Source organism: Comamonas fluminis (assembly GCF_019186805.1).
Classification (GTDB): domain Bacteria; phylum Pseudomonadota; class Gammaproteobacteria; order Burkholderiales; family Burkholderiaceae_C; genus Comamonas; species Comamonas fluminis.
On the sequence record NZ_CP066783.1, the window covers coordinates 346,367 to 363,886 of the forward strand.

The 17,520-nt window shown below is 61.8% G+C and carries 18 protein-coding genes; 9 read left to right on the forward strand and 9 right to left on the reverse strand.

The features are described from left to right. Positions 1-474: 474 nt before the first annotated feature. Genes JDW18_RS01890 through JDW18_RS01900 form a run of 3 tightly spaced genes read right to left on the reverse strand, consistent with a single transcriptional unit; the run spans position 475 to position 1,823 of the window. Complete coding sequence (locus JDW18_RS01890; protein WP_218242078.1) at positions 475-705, reverse strand: ATP-binding protein; 231 nt, start codon at positions 703-705, stop codon at positions 475-477. Positions 706-710: 5 nt separating this feature from the next. Further along, positions 711-1,124: a VOC family protein gene (locus JDW18_RS01895; protein WP_218242079.1), complete on the reverse strand. Its 414-nt coding sequence runs from the start codon at positions 1,122-1,124 to the stop codon at positions 711-713. 39 nt (positions 1,125-1,163) lie between these two features. After that, positions 1,164-1,823, reverse strand: a complete 660-nt coding sequence (locus JDW18_RS01900; RefSeq protein WP_218242080.1) for a glutathione S-transferase family protein — start codon at positions 1,821-1,823, stop codon at positions 1,164-1,166. Between the two features lie 106 nt (positions 1,824-1,929). Here JDW18_RS01900 and JDW18_RS01905 point away from each other — a divergent pair, with 106 nt between their 5' ends. The 4 genes from JDW18_RS01905 (at position 1,930) to JDW18_RS01920 (ending at position 5,349) form a co-directional block, all read left to right on the forward strand. Then, positions 1,930-2,304: a hypothetical protein gene (locus tag JDW18_RS01905; RefSeq protein WP_246610216.1), complete on the forward strand. Its 375-nt coding sequence runs from the start codon at positions 1,930-1,932 to the stop codon at positions 2,302-2,304. A gap of 93 nt (positions 2,305-2,397) precedes the next feature. Further along, on the forward strand, positions 2,398-2,913 hold the full coding sequence (locus tag JDW18_RS01910; protein ID WP_218242081.1) for a copper chaperone PCu(A)C: 516 nt from the start codon (positions 2,398-2,400) through the stop codon (positions 2,911-2,913). Positions 2,914-3,081: 168 nt separating this feature from the next. Then, complete coding sequence (locus JDW18_RS01915; protein WP_218242082.1) at positions 3,082-4,017, forward strand: PhaM family polyhydroxyalkanoate granule multifunctional regulatory protein; 936 nt, start codon at positions 3,082-3,084, stop codon at positions 4,015-4,017. A gap of 66 nt (positions 4,018-4,083) precedes the next feature. Beyond that, positions 4,084-5,349: an FIST signal transduction protein gene (locus JDW18_RS01920; protein ID WP_218242083.1), complete on the forward strand. Its 1,266-nt coding sequence runs from the start codon at positions 4,084-4,086 to the stop codon at positions 5,347-5,349. Positions 5,350-5,561: 212 nt separating this feature from the next. On the opposite strand, the gene JDW18_RS01925 is transcribed toward JDW18_RS01920, so the two are convergent. The 5 genes from JDW18_RS01925 to JDW18_RS01945 all read right to left on the reverse strand — a co-directional run bounded on the left by JDW18_RS01925 (position 5,562) and on the right by JDW18_RS01945 (position 11,040). Beyond that, a complete protein-coding gene (locus JDW18_RS01925; RefSeq protein ID WP_218242084.1) occupies positions 5,562-6,728 on the reverse strand; it encodes a CMD domain-containing protein in 1,167 nt (388 codons plus the stop codon). A gap of 11 nt (positions 6,729-6,739) precedes the next feature. Next, positions 6,740-8,224 carry a SidA/IucD/PvdA family monooxygenase gene (locus tag JDW18_RS01930; protein ID WP_218242085.1) on the reverse strand — a complete coding sequence of 495 codons (1,485 nt, stop codon included), beginning with the start codon at positions 8,222-8,224 and terminating at the stop codon, positions 6,740-6,742. A 232-nt stretch (positions 8,225-8,456) separates the two neighbouring features. After that, positions 8,457-9,467: a Bug family tripartite tricarboxylate transporter substrate binding protein gene (locus JDW18_RS01935; protein WP_218242086.1), complete on the reverse strand. Its 1,011-nt coding sequence runs from the start codon at positions 9,465-9,467 to the stop codon at positions 8,457-8,459. Between the two features lie 231 nt (positions 9,468-9,698). Beyond that, positions 9,699-10,103 carry a YXWGXW repeat-containing protein gene (locus JDW18_RS01940; protein ID WP_218242087.1) on the reverse strand — a complete coding sequence of 135 codons (405 nt, stop codon included), beginning with the start codon at positions 10,101-10,103 and terminating at the stop codon, positions 9,699-9,701. A gap of 205 nt (positions 10,104-10,308) precedes the next feature. Further along, complete coding sequence (locus JDW18_RS01945) at positions 10,309-11,040, reverse strand: helix-turn-helix domain-containing protein (RefSeq protein ID WP_218242088.1); 732 nt, start codon at positions 11,038-11,040, stop codon at positions 10,309-10,311. A gap of 112 nt (positions 11,041-11,152) precedes the next feature. Here JDW18_RS01945 and JDW18_RS01950 point away from each other — a divergent pair, with 112 nt between their 5' ends. Both JDW18_RS01950 and JDW18_RS01955 read left to right on the forward strand, forming a co-directional pair. Next, entirely contained in the window at positions 11,153-11,953 is an 801-nt protein-coding gene (locus JDW18_RS01950) for a hypothetical protein (protein WP_218242089.1), read from the forward strand. 105 nt (positions 11,954-12,058) lie between these two features. Further along, complete coding sequence (locus JDW18_RS01955) at positions 12,059-14,029, forward strand: MFS transporter (RefSeq protein WP_218242090.1); 1,971 nt, start codon at positions 12,059-12,061, stop codon at positions 14,027-14,029. 9 nt (positions 14,030-14,038) lie between these two features. On the opposite strand, the gene JDW18_RS01960 is transcribed toward JDW18_RS01955, so the two are convergent. Then, positions 14,039-14,788: a DUF3047 domain-containing protein gene (locus JDW18_RS01960; RefSeq protein ID WP_246610218.1), complete on the reverse strand. Its 750-nt coding sequence runs from the start codon at positions 14,786-14,788 to the stop codon at positions 14,039-14,041. 217 nt (positions 14,789-15,005) lie between these two features. Here JDW18_RS01960 and JDW18_RS01965 point away from each other — a divergent pair, with 217 nt between their 5' ends. The 3 genes from JDW18_RS01965 (at position 15,006) to JDW18_RS01975 (ending at position 17,517) form a co-directional block, all read left to right on the forward strand. Next, entirely contained in the window at positions 15,006-15,473 is a 468-nt protein-coding gene (locus tag JDW18_RS01965; protein ID WP_218242091.1) for a hypothetical protein, read from the forward strand. Positions 15,474-15,487: 14 nt separating this feature from the next. Then, positions 15,488-16,339 carry a DUF2145 domain-containing protein gene (locus tag JDW18_RS01970; protein WP_218242092.1) on the forward strand — a complete coding sequence of 284 codons (852 nt, stop codon included), beginning with the start codon at positions 15,488-15,490 and terminating at the stop codon, positions 16,337-16,339. 71 nt (positions 16,340-16,410) lie between these two features. Beyond that, positions 16,411-17,517, forward strand: a complete 1,107-nt coding sequence (locus JDW18_RS01975; protein WP_218242093.1) for a zinc ribbon domain-containing protein — start codon at positions 16,411-16,413, stop codon at positions 17,515-17,517. The last annotated feature ends 3 nt before the right edge of the window (positions 17,518-17,520 follow it).

Here is a 17,520-nt window from a genome sequence, read left to right on the forward strand (position 1 = left end):
GGTGCAACTGCCAGCCCCAAGAACTTACCGTCGCAGGCGTGGTCACAAGGGGCAATACCGGGATAGCTTCTTCGTGTTTTGATAGCTGCTACCGTAATCTGGATAAGCGCTAGAAGCCAATTTCGTCATATATCTTGCAGGCCGCCCGTACCCGCTCCCACCCGTGTGGATGCGCCTGCGGCTCGCGGTTCAGGCTGCGGGCAACGCTGCCGCAGGACAGCGTTGTTTCGTGAACTGACTTGCGGCAACTGTTTGAACGGAGCGCCTCGGCGCGCAGTGAGTTTTGCCGCACTGCAGACTGAATGGCGTGACGCAGGTTTGCCCGTAGCGAAGTGAAACGCAGCGTAGGGACGCAGAAAGTCGGGTCGCCTTTTCTTTGGGTACTTGTCTTTTGGCGAAGCAAAAGAAAGTACCTCGGCTGGCGGGCCGAGACCCGCCCTCTGGCCAGAGATGGCAAAGCAGCCCTCGCGAAGATCAGTGCTTGATCTTCACCATCTGAATCGCATCAAACGGACACCGCACCGCACACAAAGCACATCCCGTACACCCCGGCGCATCATGCAAGGTAGATCGCTTGGGTCCAAACCCCGTGGCACTTTGCACCTGCAGCGACAACACATGCGGCGGGCACACGCCTATGCACCAGCCGCAGCCGGTGCAGCGATCTGGATCGATCTCAGGTAGTGCTTTGCGCGGGCCGTCCATGGGTGTCAGTGCTCGTACACCGCTTCCCAATTAGCAAACCCTTTGACCTCAATCGGGTTGCCACTCGGGTCGTAGAAGAACATGGTCCATTGCTCGCCGCTCTCGCCTTCAAAGCGCACTTGCGGCTCCAGCACGAATGGGGTGTTGGCGGCTTTCAGGCGTTCGGCCAGGGCCATCCAGTCGGGCTTGAGCAGGATCACGCCCAGGTGGGGCATGGGCACCATGTGGTTGCCGACTTTGCCGGTGTTGGCTACGGCAAAGGGCTGGCCCAGGTGCAGAGAGATCTGGTGGCCGAAGAAGTCGAAATCGACCCAGGTGTCGGTGCTGCGGCCTTCGCGGCAGCCGAGGATGCCGCCGTAGAAACGGCGGGCTTCGTCAAGGTCGGTGACGTGATAGGCGAGGTGAAACAGGCTTTGCATAGTGCCCGCAAGCGTAGCACCGCCGCGGGCGGTGCAAGATCAGCGGGCGGCCTTGGCTTTCATGTGTTCCATCAGCTCGATGGTGTTGGTCTTGCGGTCGGTGTTGACCTTCTGCACCGAGGGGCGCTCGCTCATGCGGGCCAGGTAGTCGCGCACAGGCAGGTCGGCCAGCAGGTCGGTGCCGCCCATGATTTTGCTGGCGCTGCTGACAAGTGGCAGGTGAACGATGGCGCTGCAGTCGGCCATGCTGAACTGATCGCCTCCGATGAAGGGCGTGTCAAAGCGGGCAATTTTCGCAAAGGCGGCAATGTTCTTTTTCAGCTGTTCCAGCGTTTTGTCGCGGGTGGCGTCGCTGACTTTACCGCCGAAGAACGCCTGCGGGTAGAGGTTGCGAGCCACAAGTTCCAGGTGCAGGTTCAGGTAAACGCACAGCTCGCGCACCTTGGCGGCGGCAAAGGGGTCGCTGGGCAGCAGCGGGGTGGTGGGCGACAGCGTGTCCACATACTCGATGATGGCGTCGGATTCGCTGATGGCGCCGTGCCTGGTGCGCAGATAGGGCACTTTGCCCAGCGGCGATTCATCGGGGTTGGTTTCGCCCAGCCAGGCCAGTTCTTCCTCGAAGGGAATTTGCTTTTCCATCAGGGCCAGCTTGACCTTGTTGTAGTAGTTACTGGCCGAGAATCCGCACAGAGTCAGCATGCATGTCTCCTTGGTGATTGATGCCGGTTGGCCCGTCTATCGTAGACGCAAGCGCGCCATGCCCTGCGTCGCCAACCGGATAGCGGTGTGGCTTCTACAATGGACCATGCTTTGGCGCGCGCCCCCACATCGCTCCACACCGGCACGCTGGCTGCTGGTGGCATGGCTGTGCGTGCTGCTGACCAGCGTGGTTGCACCGTTTGCCAAGGCCCAGCCGCCTGCAGGCTGGGAGCCGGTTTGCAGCGCCACCAGGTCTGCCCTGTGGGTGCCCAGCCCGGCTGCGGTTGATGAAGCTGCTCCGCAGGGCCACGGCCTGGACTGCGCCCTGTGCCTGCCCATGCTGGCGCCGCCACCGGCGCAACTGGTGGATGGAGGGCAGGGCGCGCCGATGCCGGTTCTGGCCCAGCGCGGGCAGGGCGTGCAGCATGTCTTTGCCTCTACCTTGCCGCCTGCGCGTGCACCGCCATTTCAGCTACTTTAAAAATCATAGCTGCAAGCGCTTTTGTATCAAAGGCTTGCGATGAATTTGACTGCTGATGGCAGTCTGCAAAGTTGTTGAGAATGGAGAAATTTCATGAATATGCGTCGTACCGCCGTGATGGCTCTGGGTTCCCTGTTGATTTCTGGCATGGCCTGGGCCCATGCGGATGCCGCCCATGTGAAGGTGGACAACGCCTGGGCCCGCGCCAGCGTGCCGGGTCAGCAGGCATCGGGGGCGTTCATGCGCCTGACAGCCGAAGAGCCGCTCAAGCTCGTTGCCGTGGAAACCACCGCCGCTGGCGTGGCCGAGGTGCACGAGATGAAGATGGAAGGCGATGTGATGCGCATGCGTGCCATTGAGTCGCTGGATTTGCCCAAGGGCGTGGCGGTGGAACTCAAGCCCGGTGGCTATCACCTGATGCTGCAACAGCTTAAAGGCCCGCTGGTCAAAGACACGCAAGTGCCCATCACCCTGGTCTTCAAGGATGCCAAGGGCGAACAGTCTCGCCTGAGCCTGCAGGTGCCGGTGCGCATGAGCGCGCCGGGCGCTGCTGCGGGCAATGCGCATGAAGGCCATGGCGCCATGAACCACGGCGCTCACATGCACTGATGGGCGCCTGAGTCTGCTCATCGCCCCGTAAATGCACAGCTAGCGCACACCCACAATGCGCAGGCTGCTCCTTTGTTTGCAGCAAATGCAGCAAGTGAAGTAAGCTCGGTTCCGTGCCTGTTGAAACAGGCGCGGAATCTGGTTCCCATCCCTGCAGCGGAGAGCACTATGAGCGGCGACACATCGGCATTCGGTTTCGGAAAGTTCATTCCGGGTTTTGAATTTCTGCAGGGGCTGGCGCAAGGCGCTGGCACTGCGGCAAACCCTCTGGGCCGTGTGCCCCAGTGGGTGGCTCCCACGGTCAGCGTGGAAGAGGTGGACAAGCGCATTGCCGAGCTGAAGGCCGTGCAGTTCTGGCTGGAGCAAAACGGCCGCGCACTGGCCGCCACCATTCAGGCGCTGGAAGTGCAGCGCATGACACTGTCCACCCTGCAGGGCATGAACGTCAGCATGAGCGAGCTGGCCAAGAATTTCGCATTTCCCGGCGCGGGATCTGCAACGGCGGCCACAGCGGCCTCGGCTTTTTCGGGGGCGGCTCAAGCCAGTCCATCCGGCCATGCAGGCTGGCCCATGGGTGCTGATGCGGGCTGGCCTGCATCCGCCCCTGAGAGTGCTGCTGCGCCTGCGGAACCTGCCGCAGCGCCAGAGCCTCAGGCCAAGGAATCTGCCGAGCCTGAAACCACGGCTTCCGCCGCTGCGGATGCAGCTGCCAGCGCCCAGCAGCAGACGCAGGCCGCATTGGGCCAGGCCATGCAATGGTGGGGTGCACTGACCCAGCAGTTCCAGCAGATTGCCGCCAAAGCCATGGCAGAACCCGTGCCTGCTGAAACCATGGCTGCCGCCCAGCGTGCGACCGAAACTGCCAGCAGTTTTGCCAAATCCGCCATGGACAAGGTCATGGCACAGGCCAGTGCCTTCAAGCCTGCGGGCGGCGCAGAGCCTGCAGCCCCCAAAACAGCCAAGACCAAAGCCGCACCGGCTGCTGATGCGCCCAAGCCCGCCGCTAAAAAGGCGGCGGCCAGAAAGCCTGCCGCCAAGGCTGCGAGCAAATCTGCATCAGCACCCGCAGCCCGCAAGCGCACTGCAGCGGCGCGAAAGAGCTAAGGAAAGAGCTAAGGAATCAGGCCGTGGGCGCAGGCAGCGCCCGTACCGATCAGGGCAGGAGAGCGTATGTCGTTGTTTCCCGTCGGACATGCCAGCCACGAGGACTGGCACCATGCGGTAGAGCAGGTCGTGCTGCAGCTGCGCGGGCAGATGCTGCGCCAGCCGCAGCTCCAGCATCGGCTGGGAATGGTGTATTTGTCGCAAAGCCTGGCGCGCCATGCGCAGGAGCTGCTGGCGCTGCTGGCCCGCTCGCTGCCACAGGTAACAGACTGGGTAGGCAGCTCCGGCCACACCGTGCTGGCCATGGAGCATGAGTATTCCGAGTCCTATGCGCTGTCCGTAATGCTGCTGGATATTCCTGCGGCGCACTACCGCGTCTATTCCGGCGTGGCGCCGCTGGCGTTCAGTGGTGCAGAAGCGGGGTTTGATGCGCATTCGGCGCTGGTGCACTCCAGCATCGACCAGCCCGATCTGGCCGAGCTGCTGCTGGAGCTGTCAGAGCGCACCAGTTCGGGCAATCTGTTTGGAGCCCTTAGCGATGAGCAGGGCGCGCAGATTGCCTGCCGTGCCGAAGACATGCCACAGCTGCGCAGTGGCGCGGCAGTGGGCGTCTTTCACGCAGGCTTTTCGGGTGTGGCTTTTGATAGTGATGTGGCCTGTATTTCACGGCTGGCGCAAGGCTGCTCGCCACTGGGTGTGGGCATGGAAATCACCGAGGCCAAAGGCGCCGTGCTGCTGGAGGTAGAGGGCGAACCGGCCCTGCCGCGGCTGCTGCAAATGCTGGATGTGCAATCTAGCGCCAGCGACGGTGGCGGCTGGCAGGCCGCGATATCGCAGCTGCGCAAGACGCAGGCCGCCATTGCGCCGCTGGGCCGGGGCCTTGAGCGCGGCATGCTGACCGATGAAGCGCAGGTGCTGCACATCGTGGGCCTGGACCCCGTGCGGCAAGGGGTGGCACTTTCGTCACCTGTTGAGACAGAACACACGGTGATCTTCTGCCAGCGCGATACCAGCGAAGCACGCCATGAACTCATGCAAATGGGCGCTGCGCTGAAAGACGCGCTGCAGCCAGACTTTGCTGATGTGAGAGACGACGACGGCATGCCGCCCGAGGCCTCCGAAACCGCAGTCACCCAGCATATTCGCGGCGCCATTTATGTCAGCAGCAAAGGCCGGGGCAGTGAGTTGTTTGGCAGTGCCGATGCCGAACTCAAACTGTTGCGCCACGCACTAGGCCCCGTGCCGCTGATAGGCATTGTTGCCGATGCCCAGCTGATGGATGCGCGCGTGCATCAACTGGCTGGAGTGCTGACCGTGTTTACCGGAAAGTGACGCAAATTTGATAGCTGCTAGCGCATGTATTCAAAGGGATTTATGGGTAAAAACTACAAGACCATTAAATGACAAGCGCAGCCAGCTATCAAAAAGAAAGCGCCAGCTAAAAAACTGGCGCAATCCAACAAAGAGACAGCAAGCAAGGGCCGTCCCGCAGCGAGGCTGTCGTCCCCCTCCGCGAAGCAGAGAGGGGGAAGGCGCAAAGCGCCTCAGGGGGTGTAAATCTCAATCCCCAGGTTCAGCATCAAGCGATTAGCCCACCCAAACAACGCTGCCGAGTGCAGCATGTCCAGAATTTCCAGATCGCTCAGACCCGCATCGCGCAGCGGCTGCAGGTGTTGCTTGCCAAAACTGCCGGGCGCACGGGTCAGCACCAGCGATGCCTGAATGATGGCGCGTTCGCGGGCATTGGTGCCGGCGGTGTCGGGGTCGTCAAACATCTGGGCCATCACATCGTTGCGCTTGGCCAGTTGCTCAAAACGCTGGGCGTGCACCGAGGCGCAGTACACGCAGCCGTTGGAGCGCGACACCGCCGTGGCAGCAACCTCGCGCTCGGCACGCGACAGGCCGCCCGGTGCGTACATGATGGCGTTGAAGGCCTGAGATCGCTCCAACAGTACCTGGGGCTGGCGGGCCAGCACCAGGTAAAAGTCCATGGTCTTGGCCTTGGGGTGGCTGACTTCCAGCACATGCTGCTGCTCGGGCGTGGCGGTCTCGGGGTTGAGCACTTCCAGCCAGGCCTTCCAGCCGAGGGTTTCGCTGGTAAAGCCATTGCGGCGTAGCGGCTCACCGGGAGCGGGCAGATTGGCCGGGTGCACAAAGGGCGCGGCCGCTACAGGCTCCGCCGCCGGTGCTTCGGCCACGCCACCCAGGTCGTTCATGGCCTGCACGCCGACCAGCAGACGGGCCTGATAGGCCACAAAGCCAATCAACTGGGCCAGCAAAACCGTGTCGTTCAGCGACAGACCAGCCGCGGGAATGGCCAGCAGCGCAGCCTGATCGCTTTCGGCGGGGTTCAGTGCCAGTGTGCGCACAAAGTGCAGCATGGCATCCATGCGCGCATTGCCGGTCTGTGCGCCGGGCTGGTTGAGGAGGGTGCGCAGCTCAGGTGTGAGGGCGGCGGTATCCAGCGCCAGCGCACGGGCACGGTACACGGCCTGCAGCACGTTCACACCGCTGACACGGGCCTGTTCGCTGGCCAGCACCAGGCGCTCGGCCTGGGTCAGATCGGTTGCGAGTGTGTCGCCCAGCAGCAGGTCTTCGCAGGCCTGCGTTGCCACGGCTACTTTTTCGCGCTCGTGGCGGGTGGTGAAGGTGGGGTTACCTTGATCAAGGCCAGCCAGGCGGTCAATGGTGTCTGCGATGGTGTCGGTCATGTGCGGTCTCTTTATTGTTGGAGTTGTTGAATGCGCGAGGCGCTGTCGGCGGCGGTCCATTCGCTGCCGTCCAGCTCCGGCTCGGCATAGGCTTGCAGTTTGGCAAAGTGCTGCTCGATATCGTCGCGATAGAACAGCGAAGCGATGCCCTGAGCCAGCTTGCGTGCACCATCGCTGATGGCGGGAATATCGCCCGACACCGTGCCGTGCGAGAGTGCTGCGGGGTAGCAGAAGCAGTGGATATGGTCCAGGCCGGGCAATTCGCCGGGCACTTTTTCCTGAAACTCAAACAGCGGGCCCAGGTCGGGCGAGGCGCTCAGTTCTGCATCTTCGTCACCGGCCTCGGGCGTGAAGCGGTTGTTCCACAGCTTCACATGCGGGGCGATGTCGGCAAACTCGGGGCGCAGGCTCCAGTCAATGGCAAAGCCGGTGGAGATGATGAGAAAGTCCAGCACAAACACACCGGCCGTGGTCTGCACATGCAGCTTGTCGCCCACGACGGTGGCGCTTTGCACGGCGCAGCCCAGGTTGAAAAAAGCATTGTCATGGCGCGAAACGCGCAGCGTGCTGCCGTGGGGTGGAGGCACTTGCTGGGCGTTGATGTAGTGGCGAATGCGCCATTTCCATTCGTCGGGCAGCAAGTACTGGCCGTGGGTCAGGCCGGGCACGCCAGAGCCCTTGGATTTGTTGATCTGTGGCAGCTGTTTGCGGCGAATCAGCAGGTCCACACTGGCCGCACCGCTCTCCAGCGCGGTGGCGGCGCTGTCCATGGCCGACGCACCAGCGCCCACCACCCCCAGATGCTTGCCTGCCAGCGTGGCGTAGTCCAGCTCGTCCGACGAGTGCGCCCAGAACTTTTTATCCACACCTTGCATAAAGGCGGGAATCGTTGCGCCGCCCAGACCATCACGGCCCGTGGCCAGCACCAGGCGGCGGGTTTGCCAGGTGGCGATGACGTTGTTGGCCTTCACATCCACTTCCACCACGCCATCGGCCTGCGGGCGCACGGCCACCACTTCATGGCTGTTGCGCACATCAGCGGCAGTGACGCGGCGGTACCAGCGCAGATAGTCCATCCACTGCAAGCGGGGGATTTTGTCCAGCGTGGTCCAGGTTTCGATACCGAACTGGGCAATAAACCAGGCGCGGAAAGACAGCGAAGGAATGCCCATGGCCGGGCCGGTCAGCTCCTTGGGCGAGCGCAGCGTTTCCATGCGTGCCGTGGTGGCCCAGGGGCCTTCAAAATCCAGCGGCGACTGGTCCAGCAGCACGGGCTTGATGCCCACTTGCTGCAGCGCCACATTCAGCGCCAGACCGGCCTGACCCGCGCCAATGACGATCACGTCATGCACAGGCTGACCGTTGCGGGAGGTGGGCGTAATCCAGGCCTTGGCAGGCCAGCCCAGCGTGAGCAAATCGTCGCGCAGGCGCTCTTGCAGCGCTGCCAGCCCGGGAGCTGTGGTGGCTGCGGCGGCCGTAGAAGTTGAAATTGACATAGCTAAAACCCAAAAAACCAAAAGCGCCTGCGGCTTGGCGCAGCAGGCGCATCCAACGAATACCAAGAACTTAACACCGAAACAAGCTACGCCCGAAACTGGCTCGGCTCAAAACTGTCGTGGCCCAAGTCAGTGACGCCAAGCAAGAGCCGCCTCGCGGCGATGGCGTCGTTCCCCTTCCATAGCGCGAAGCGCGTAGAGAAAGGGGGAAGGCGCAAAGCGCCTCAGGGGGTTAGTCAATACTAATCCTAGCGTCCTTGACCACCTTCGCCCACTTGATACGGTCGTTGTGCACCGTCTTCTTGAACTGCTCAGGGGTCTCTTCGCGGATGGTGTTGCCCTGCGAGACAAAGCGCTCGCGCACCTCGGGCTGGTTCAGCACTTCGTTGACGGCGTGGTTGAGCTTCTTGACGATCACCGGGTCTGTGCCCTTGGGGGCGAAGATGCCAAACCAGATGGAGCTGTTAAAGCCCTTGGTGCCGGGCAGGCCGCTGGAGGCAATGGTGGGCACTTCCTTGACGGCTTCCACGGGCTTGGCGGTGGTCACACCCAGCAGGCGCACCTTGCCCGCCTTGTAGTGGCTCAGCACGGTCTGCACCTGGTTCATGATGCAGCAGGTCTCGCCGCGCAGCACCGAGGTAATGGCTTCGGGGCCGCCCTTGTAGGGCACGTGCACCATGTCCAGACCCAGGCGCGAGTTGAACTCGGCAAACGCCATGTGCGTGCCTGCACCATTGCCGGTGGAGGCGTAGTTGTACTTGCCGGGGTGGGCCTTGACCTCGTCCACGAACTCCTTGAGGTTTTTGACGTTAATGACGTTGGGGTTGATGGTCAGCACATTGGCCACATCCACCAGCGGTGCCACGGGCACAAAGTCAGTCTCGACGTCAAAAGGCAGCTTTTTGTACAGGGCGGCGTTGCTGCCGTGGGTGGCGGCGGTGCCGAAGTAAATCGTGTAGCCATCGGGCTTGGCGCGGGCCACGAACTCGCTGCCGATATTGCCGGCAGCGCCGGTCTTGTAGTCAATGATGATGGGCTGGCCCAGGATCTTGCCCAGCGGCTCCTGCGCCACGCGGCCAATCACGTCCACGCCCGAGCCTGCGTTGAAGCCCATGATCATGGTGATGGGCTGGTGCGGATAGCTGGCCGCGCCAGAGTCGGCGGCATGGCTGGCAACGGGCAGGAAAGCAGCAGCTGCCGCTGTGGCAGCAAGACCGGAAAGAAAACGGGGCAGCAAACGCATGGTGGGACTTGTCCAGATGAACCTTGAATGTTGGCAATTGTGTCCGTAATTTCATACCTTGCTTCTATATGCTTATGCAGCATAAAGACTGTAGGGTTAAGAACTGGTTTCCCGGCAGACCTCTGAAAACTGGAATGAAAAACAGCCTGCACTCATGACAAGTGCAGGCCGAAATCCGCTGGAAAGTGATGACTCGGAGGGACCAGCGGAGGGAGCGATCAACGCTGTGAATTAACGGCGGTGCGGGTTGTTGGGGTTGCGGTCATGGCGGTTGGGCACTCCATCGCCATCACGATCCCAGCGGCTGGCGCGGTAGTCCCAGCGGTTGCCATGCTGGCTCCAGACGGGCTGGCGGTACACATAGCCGGGGCGGCTTTGCACCCAGTGGCCTGCTCGCCACACATGGCGGTGGCCGCGTGGCTCCCAGTAGCCCGGTGCCCAGAAATAGCCACGGCGGGGGGCGGGCACAGCTTCATAGCGGGCGGGAGGAGGGGCGCCGAACTGCACATTCACATAAGCGCCCTGGCTGGCGCTGGGGCCGTGGTTGCCATAGGCGTGGGCTGGTGCGGCAAAACCGATCAATGCCAGTGCGCTGGCAGCCAGAGCAGATTGAACAGTGGAGCGGATTGTCAGCATGAGAGCCTCCTTGACTTGAGTGAGTGGGCTGCCTGTGCGTTCTCAGGCATCCCTTGGGCTCTATGTTCATGCGCTTGCGTCAAGCAGCCATTGCCGCTGTGCGAAGTCTTGCAATCTTGTGTGTCTGCTTGGTGAAGTTTGTATGAAATCAGCAGGAGGTCAAGGAATATAGACGGGGTGATGCTATCGATACAGAAGCGTTCGCTTAGCGGCGCAAAGACGCAAATGCGGGCAGCTCCCATTTGCGCATGCCCAGCACCAGGGTGTAGCCCTCCAGCTTGTTCTGGCCCAGGCGCTGGTCCTGCTGGTGCTGCTGAGAGAAGTCCTGGCCTATGCGCTGAATGCGCTCCACAAAATTGGGTGCCAGATGCGGCGCGATGGAGCCGTGCACCAGCAGCATGGTTTCGTCCTCATCGGAAAACTGGCCGCCAAAGTAGTCCAGTACGGCGTTTTCGCGGAAGAAATCCATCACCGGACCATTGGGCTGCCAGCGGAAAGTCTTGGCCAGGCGCAGCTTGTAGCGGTTGCCGGGGCGCAGCTCGATGATGCCGATACGGTCCAGCTGGGCCAGGTAGCCAATGCCCTCGGGCTCGCTGATGCGGTATGTGGCAACAATCTGCTCCAGCGTCCACTGGCTGAGCACGCAGATGGCTGTCAGCAGCAGCTTGCGGTCGGCCACCACGGCAATTTCCTGCTCGCGGCTGATTTGCTGCAGCAGAGGGCGGCTGTCGGCCACGCTGCGCGCCAGATCGGCAAAGTCCAGATGCAGGGCGCGGCAGATCTCGTCGATGCGTGACAGCGGCATATCGCCCTTGGCCAGCATGCGCTTGACGCTGGATTCCGCCATGTCGATCGCCTCGGCCAGATCGGCATAGGTCATCTGCGCGGCCTTGAGTTCTTTCTTGATGGCGGTGACGAGGTCTGCGGTCGTGCTCATGGTATCGGTCTGTAGTACTGCCGGTGCAGCGATGTAGTGCAAGTGTAGAAGATCGATGCTGCAGCGGTATTGAATTTCCATACTGCGCGGCAATGACACAAGGAGCCGCGCCATGCGCCTGCACACATCACCCCTGACCACTGTGGAAACGGCCACATCCCGCCGCTACGGCACGCTGGAACAGCACTTTGCGCTGTTCGGCGGCATGGCGTTCTTGCTGACGCTGGCGCTGGTGCTGCCCGGCATGGCCCAGCCCGCGCACTATCACGCGTTTGCCGACCAGCGCGGCTGGGGCGCCTTGCCCCATGCGGCTGATGTGCTGAGCAATCTGGGCTTTGTGATTGCCGGACTTGCCGGTCTGGTGGTGCTGTGGCGTGCAGACCGCTACCGGCTTTGCGCAACGGCCCGGGCCCTGTGCGCGCTGTTTTTTGCGGGCCTGCTGTGCTCGGGTGCGGGATCGACCTTCTATCACTGGGCGCCGCAGGATGCGGGGCTGGTCTGGGACAGACTGGGCATGAGCGTGGCGTTTGCCGGTCTGCTGGGGCTGGCGGTGCAAACGCGCATTGACGACATCAGCGCCCGCATTACAACGGCCGTGGTGCTGCTGGCTGCGCCCATCAGCGTATGGGTGTGGTCGCAGACCAGCAATGTGCTGCCCTGGGTGTTGGTGCAGGCGGGTGGCATGGTCATCATCCTGTGGCTGTCTTTTGTCGCGCCGCGCCGCCATGCTCTGCCGGTGGAGCTGGGCTGGGTGATTGGCCTGTATGCCGTGGCCAAGCTGCTGGAGATGTCTGACAGCGATGTGTTTGAAATCAGCGGCCATGCGATCTCTGGCCACAGCCTCAAGCACTGGGTGGCGGCTGCGGCGGCATTGCCGGTGCTGCGCGCACTGCAGCAATGGCGCGCAAGGTAATTTTCATAGCGGCTTACGCAAGAGCAATAAGCGATTGCGGCATAAAACCTACAAAGAATTCAAAGCAGATAGGCACAATGCCAGCAGCGCACCAGGGAGAGAACCATGAATTCAAAGCAGGCCGGTGAGGTGGCAGTCACCCAAGACAAGCCCTCACATACAGACTCGCACCCCAACCAGTTTGCCCTGCTGGGCCAGCGCCGCTTTGCGCCGTTTTTCTGGACGCAGTTTGCCGGGGCGGGCAACGACAACCTGTTCAAGTTTGCCTTCACGGTGATGGTGACCTACCAGCTCAGCGTCTCGTGGCTGCCGCCTTCGCTGGCCGGGCTGGTGATTGGTGCGCTGTTCACGCTGCCGTATCTGCTGTTTTCGGCCACCTCGGGTCAGTTGACGGACAAGTGGGACAAGACGCGCATGTTCCGCCTGGTGAAGAACCTGGAGATCGGCATCATGCTGATTGCGGGCTGGGGCTTTGTGCAGTCCAACGTGCCGGTGCTGCTGTTGTGCGTGTTTTTAATGGGGCTGCATTCCACGCTGTTCGGCCCTGTCAAGTTTGCCTACCTGCCCCAGGTGCTCAATGAGCGGGAACTGACGGGCGGCAATGGCATGGTGGAAATGGGCACTTTTGTGGCCATTTTGCTGGGGCAGGTGGCGGGTGGTTTGCTGATTGCCATTCCCGAGGTGGGCCATCTGCAGGTGGCTGTGGCCTGCGTGGGCGTGGCCATCATCGGGCGTATCTGCGCGCAGTTCATTCCCCATGCGCCAGCGACGGACCCGAATCTGGTCATCAACTGGAACCCCTTCACCGAAACCTGGCGTAACCTGCAACTGGCCCGCCAGCAGCCCGTGGTGTTTCGTTCGCTGCTGGGCATCAGCTGGATGTGGTTCTTTGGCGCGGTGTTTCTGAGCCAGTTCCCCAGCTTTGCCAAGGATGTGCTGCACGGCAACGAGCAAGTGGCTTCGCTACTGCTGGTGGTGTTCTCCATCGGCATTGGCACGGGCTCGCTGCTGTGCGAGATGATGTCGCGCCGTCAGGTGGAAATTGGTCTGGTGCCGCTGGGCGCCATTGGCATGAGCGTGTTTGCCATTGACCTGTACTTTGCCTCGCGCGGCCTGCCGCCCTCGTCTTCACCGATGAGCGCGGCCGAATTTCTGAACGTCGGTGCGAACTGGCGCGTGCTGGTGGATTTGCTGCTGCTAAGCCTGTTTGCAGGCCTGTACAGCGTGCCCATGTATGCGCTGATTCAGATGCGCAGCCAGCCCACGCACCGTGCGCGGGTGATTGCGGCCAACAATATTCTGAATGCGCTGTTCATGATTGTCTCGGCCGTGCTGGCCGGTGGTTTGCTGGCGGCGGGCTGCACTATTCCGCAGGTGTTTCTCATCACCGGCATTGCCAATGCCATCGTGGCGCTGTACGTGTTCCTGCTGGTTCCCGAATATCTGCTGCGCTTTGTGGCCTGGGTCATCACACACTTTGTCTATCGCTTCAAGGTGCGCGGCTACGAGAACATTCCCAGCCAGGGCGCGGCCGTGCTGGTCTGTAACCATGTGAGCTTTGTCGACGCCATCTTGCTGATGGCCGCCAGCCCGCGTCCCATTCACTTTGTGATGGACCACCGCATCTTCCAGACGCCGGTGCTGGGCTGGATGTTCAAGCTGGCCAAGGCCATCCCCATTGCTCCGCACAAGGAAGATCCGGCCACCTATGAAGCGGCCTTTGCCCGCGCTGGCGAGGTGCTGCGCGAGGGCGATCTGCTGGCCATCTTCCCTGAAGGCGGCATCACCTTCGACGGGCAATTGCAGCCCTTCAAGGGCGGCATCATGAAGATTCTGGAGCGCGCCAAGGCCGACGGTCTGGACGTGCCCATCATCCCCATGGCGCTGACCAATCTCTGGGGCTCGTACTTCAGCCGTGTCGAGGTGCGCGGCGGCAAAAACGTCGCCATGGTCAAGCCGCTGCGCCGTGGCTTGTTCAACCGCGTGGGGCTGGAAGTGGGTGAGCCAGTGCCTGCAGCAGAGGCCACCCCCGGCCTGCTGCAGCAGCGCGTGGCAGATTTGCTGCAGCGCGGCTGATTGCCGCTATCAGGGCTGCAGGCGGATATCGCCCATATAGGCCAGGCCGCTGCCGTGGGTGTTGTCTGAATCGGCGGAGATGGTGATGCCAATCAGCATGGGCATGGCGCTGGATTCATCGCCAAAAGCCTGCGCATAGTCGGCGGCCAGATTGCGCTGCTCCGTCATCCACTGGCCCAGGTGCTGGCTGCCACTTTGCAGCACGATGTAGCGCATGCGGTGGGTGAAGGCGTTGTGCTGCGCGCTGCCCACGGGCTGCTTGTTGTCCCAGACGTAGCACAGCGTTTCGGCCGGAATGTCTTCGCCCGTGCTGATCTTGCCCAGACGCAGCTTGGTGCGCTCCCCCAGACTGAGCTGCGACTTGTCGTAGTCAAACGATACGCAGAGCTTGAGCGCCGCGTCATCGCCCGCCTTGCGGGTGATATCGGCTTTTTCCACCAGATGGTCCACACGCCAGCGCCACTGCAGCTGCGGGCTGGCCGATGGGCTCTGGTGCAGCGTGTGCACCATATTGCCGTAAGCGTCCTGTGTGGCTATACGCAGCGCATGCTGGCCATCGACTTCGGCAATCGCAAACTCGGTGGCGTTCTTGTTGGGCAGGGTAGCAAAGTGCCAGGGCGCAGGCAGCGGGCCGGTGGCCATTTTGGAGAAGGAAAACTGGATATCTCCCTGTGCCCAGCTGCTGGCGGCCATAGCCAGCGTGGCGATGACCGCTGCTGCGCCAATGCGCCGCGCCCGGTGTTGTGGATTGCTCCGCATGATGTGCCTCATGATTGTTGATAGTTGTGGGCAATGGAAACGTGCAAGATGTTGCTGGGGTCTAAGCCCTGCGAAGAAGTATCAATTCAAGATACTGCAGGCGCTGCAACACGCTGATTCTGACAAAACAAAGGGCCAGCGGGTGTGGGCGCACCGATGATTCATCTGTCGCCGCAACCAACGCGGGACAGATTTCAACAACAAGCGGGAGCTTTCAATGATTACCACCTCGACTTTGATTCGTCCTCTGCGCAACAGCCTGTGTGCACTGGGCATGGCCTGCGCCTTGCTGGGCGGCACCAGCGCTTATGCGCAAAGCGAAACTTCGCTGGTGCTGTCGGCTTTGCCTGTGGCCTCGGTGGTTGCAGGAGTGGCTTCTGGTGGTCAATCGGAGAACATTGTGGCGGTTCCTGTATTTCTTTCTCTGGCTGGCGCTTTCGCAGTGGTCGAGGCCGTGGAGTCTTCCGCAGACGGCGTAAGTTATGTGCTGAAAAGCATGGCCGATGGCGCCTCTGCCGTGGTCAAAGTCTCTGGCCAGGCCGCAGGTGCGCTGTCGGTGGGCGTGGGCACGGTGGTGGAAACCAGCGTGAACGGCGCGGGCGTGATTCTGTCTGCCGCAGGCAAGGTGCTGGCCTTTATCCCCAATGAAATTGGCAAGACGCTGATGCACAACGAACGCCTGTGAGCACGGAGATGACCATGGAGCAAATTCCCGTTGTGCATGCTGTATTGCCGGTGCCTAGCTCTAGCCGTCGCCTGCCCAGTACCGCTGTGCTGGTGCTGGGGGCAGCCTTCATTGCGTGGGCGGGCTCAGCCCACGCCGGTCGCAGCTGTGAGAACAAGCCGCTGACAGCCGAGACCATGAGCAAGGGCCTGAACCTGGCCGTGAAAGCCGCCAAGGCGCTGGATGCCGAATACAAAAAGAATGGCACCCAGGTCGTGCTGCTGGCGCGGGAAGGGCAGGACTTGAGCAAGTACGAGCTCAAGTACTCGCACTACGGCTGGGCCTATCGCACGCCCGAAGGTGTCTGGCGCGTGGCGCACAAGCTCAACGAATGCGGCACGGCCGGTGGCCATGTCTATCGCCAGGGGCTGGGTGAGTTTTTCCTGGACGATATGTGGAGCTATACGGCAGGCGTGCAGGTGCCAACCCCTGCGGTGCAGAAGGCGCTGTGGAGTTTTCTGACCCAGCCCTCGGTGCTGCGTCTGCAAAACGAGCCCTACAGCATGGTCAGCTATGCATGGGGGCAGAAATATCAGCAGTCCAACCAGTGGGCCACAGAGACGCTGGCTGCTGCCATGAACCCGGCCGGCATTCAGAACCGTGCGCAGGCCCAGAGCTGGCTGCAGGCCCAGGGGTATGAGCCCAGCTCGCTCATCATTCGTGCGTTTTCCCGGCTGGGTGGCCGCATGACGGCGGCCAATATCGCCTTTGATGACCACCCCAATGACAAGCGCTATGCCAGCCGTATCGAGACGGTGACGGTCGATTCCGTCACCCGCTGGCTGCAGCGCACGCAAATGGCGGCAGCCGTGCAGGAAATTCGTTGAGTTTGCAAGAAATGTGGCTCTGGCGCTTTTAAGTATTGCGCTTTCAGCTATGAATTCAGGAGTAATTGGCTATGAGTAAATCCTTGCGGCTGCCCGAAAGATGGTTTCGCCGTGGCCTGTGGCTGGTGGCCGCAGCCTTTGCGTTCTTCCTGATCGGGCTGGGCAGCCTGGTGGTGGGCAACCTGCCCCAGCCCAATACCGCGCTGGAAGTGGAGCAGTTCATTCCCGAAGCCGACGCACAGCGCGTGCAGGCGCAGATTGACAAGGCGCAGGCCCTGGCCAGCCAGACGGGGCGAGCACACGACAAGGCGCAGCTCAAATACGACGCCGAGCGGGCGCGTTACCAGTCTGCACGAGACACCTTCCAGAACTGGGTTTCCACCCGCCGCGTGACCGAGCGGCCCGAGCAGGATTCCGAACTGCTGGCCCGCACCAAGGCGCTGGACGATATCAAGCAGGCCGAGAACAAGGCCCGTGAAGAACTGGAAAAGCAGGCGCAGACGAATCTGGAAGCCTCGCAAGCTGTCTCTAATGCTGAGCAGGAAATGAGCCAGCTGCGCGATGCGGCCTACCCCGAATATCAATCCGCCGCCCGCGCCAGCGAGCTCAAGGTTTTCCTCTACCGCCTGGCCATTACCTTGCCATTGCTGGTGGTGGCAGGCTGGCTGTTTGCCAAGCAGCGCAAGAGCACCTGGTGGCCGTTTGTCTGGGGCTTTATCTTCTTTGCGCTGTTCGCCTTCTTTGTCGAGCTGGTGCCCTATCTGCCCGATTACGGCGGCTATGTGCGCTACATCGTGGGCATTGTGGTCACGGTGCTGCTGGGGCGCTACGCCATCATTGCGCTCAACCGCTATCTGGAAAAACAAAAGCTGCGCGAGGCCATGCCCGAGGTGCAGCGCCGTGAGGAGCTGAGCTACGACGTTGCGCTGGAGCGGCTGTCCAAAAGCGTCTGCCCCGGCTGCGAGCGCCCGGTGGACCTGAAGAACACCGAGATCGACTTCTGCCCCCATTGCGGGATTGGCCTGTTCGATCATTGCGGCCATTGCCATACCCGCAAGAGTGCTTTCTCCCGCTTCTGCCATGCCTGCGGTACGCCTGCTGGAAAGCTGTTGCCCGCACTTGATGGCGCGCCTGCAACACGCGATGGCGCCGCAGCAGGGACAATAGCCAGCGATTGAACA

What these genes read in the sequence shown, in the direction of transcription:
- JDW18_RS01890 (WP_218242078.1), bottom strand. Translation starts at nt 705, where the DNA reads ATGGACGGCCCGCGCAAAGCACTACCTGAGATCGATCCAGATCGCTGC.
- JDW18_RS01895 (WP_218242079.1), bottom strand. Translation starts at nt 1,124, where the DNA reads ATGCAAAGCCTGTTTCACCTCGCCTATCACGTCACCGACCTTGACGAA.
- JDW18_RS01900 (WP_218242080.1), bottom strand. Translation starts at nt 1,823, where the DNA reads ATGCTGACTCTGTGCGGATTCTCGGCCAGTAACTACTACAACAAGGTC.
- JDW18_RS01905 (WP_246610216.1), top strand. Translation starts at nt 1,930, where the DNA reads ATGCTTTGGCGCGCGCCCCCACATCGCTCCACACCGGCACGCTGGCTG.
- JDW18_RS01910 (WP_218242081.1), top strand. Translation starts at nt 2,398, where the DNA reads ATGAATATGCGTCGTACCGCCGTGATGGCTCTGGGTTCCCTGTTGATT.
- JDW18_RS01915 (WP_218242082.1), top strand. Translation starts at nt 3,082, where the DNA reads ATGAGCGGCGACACATCGGCATTCGGTTTCGGAAAGTTCATTCCGGGT.
- JDW18_RS01920 (WP_218242083.1), top strand. Translation starts at nt 4,084, where the DNA reads ATGTCGTTGTTTCCCGTCGGACATGCCAGCCACGAGGACTGGCACCAT.
- JDW18_RS01925 (WP_218242084.1), bottom strand. Translation starts at nt 6,728, where the DNA reads ATGACCGACACCATCGCAGACACCATTGACCGCCTGGCTGGCCTTGAT.
- JDW18_RS01930 (WP_218242085.1), bottom strand. Translation starts at nt 8,224, where the DNA reads ATGTCAATTTCAACTTCTACGGCCGCCGCAGCCACCACAGCTCCCGGG.
- JDW18_RS01935 (WP_218242086.1), bottom strand. Translation starts at nt 9,467, where the DNA reads ATGCGTTTGCTGCCCCGTTTTCTTTCCGGTCTTGCTGCCACAGCGGCA.
- JDW18_RS01940 (WP_218242087.1), bottom strand. Translation starts at nt 10,103, where the DNA reads ATGCTGACAATCCGCTCCACTGTTCAATCTGCTCTGGCTGCCAGCGCA.
- JDW18_RS01945 (WP_218242088.1), bottom strand. Translation starts at nt 11,040, where the DNA reads ATGAGCACGACCGCAGACCTCGTCACCGCCATCAAGAAAGAACTCAAG.
- JDW18_RS01950 (WP_218242089.1), top strand. Translation starts at nt 11,153, where the DNA reads ATGCGCCTGCACACATCACCCCTGACCACTGTGGAAACGGCCACATCC.
- JDW18_RS01955 (WP_218242090.1), top strand. Translation starts at nt 12,059, where the DNA reads ATGAATTCAAAGCAGGCCGGTGAGGTGGCAGTCACCCAAGACAAGCCC.
- JDW18_RS01960 (WP_246610218.1), bottom strand. Translation starts at nt 14,788, where the DNA reads ATGCGGAGCAATCCACAACACCGGGCGCGGCGCATTGGCGCAGCAGCG.
- JDW18_RS01965 (WP_218242091.1), top strand. Translation starts at nt 15,006, where the DNA reads ATGATTACCACCTCGACTTTGATTCGTCCTCTGCGCAACAGCCTGTGT.
- JDW18_RS01970 (WP_218242092.1), top strand. Translation starts at nt 15,488, where the DNA reads ATGGAGCAAATTCCCGTTGTGCATGCTGTATTGCCGGTGCCTAGCTCT.
- JDW18_RS01975 (WP_218242093.1), top strand. Translation starts at nt 16,411, where the DNA reads ATGAGTAAATCCTTGCGGCTGCCCGAAAGATGGTTTCGCCGTGGCCTG.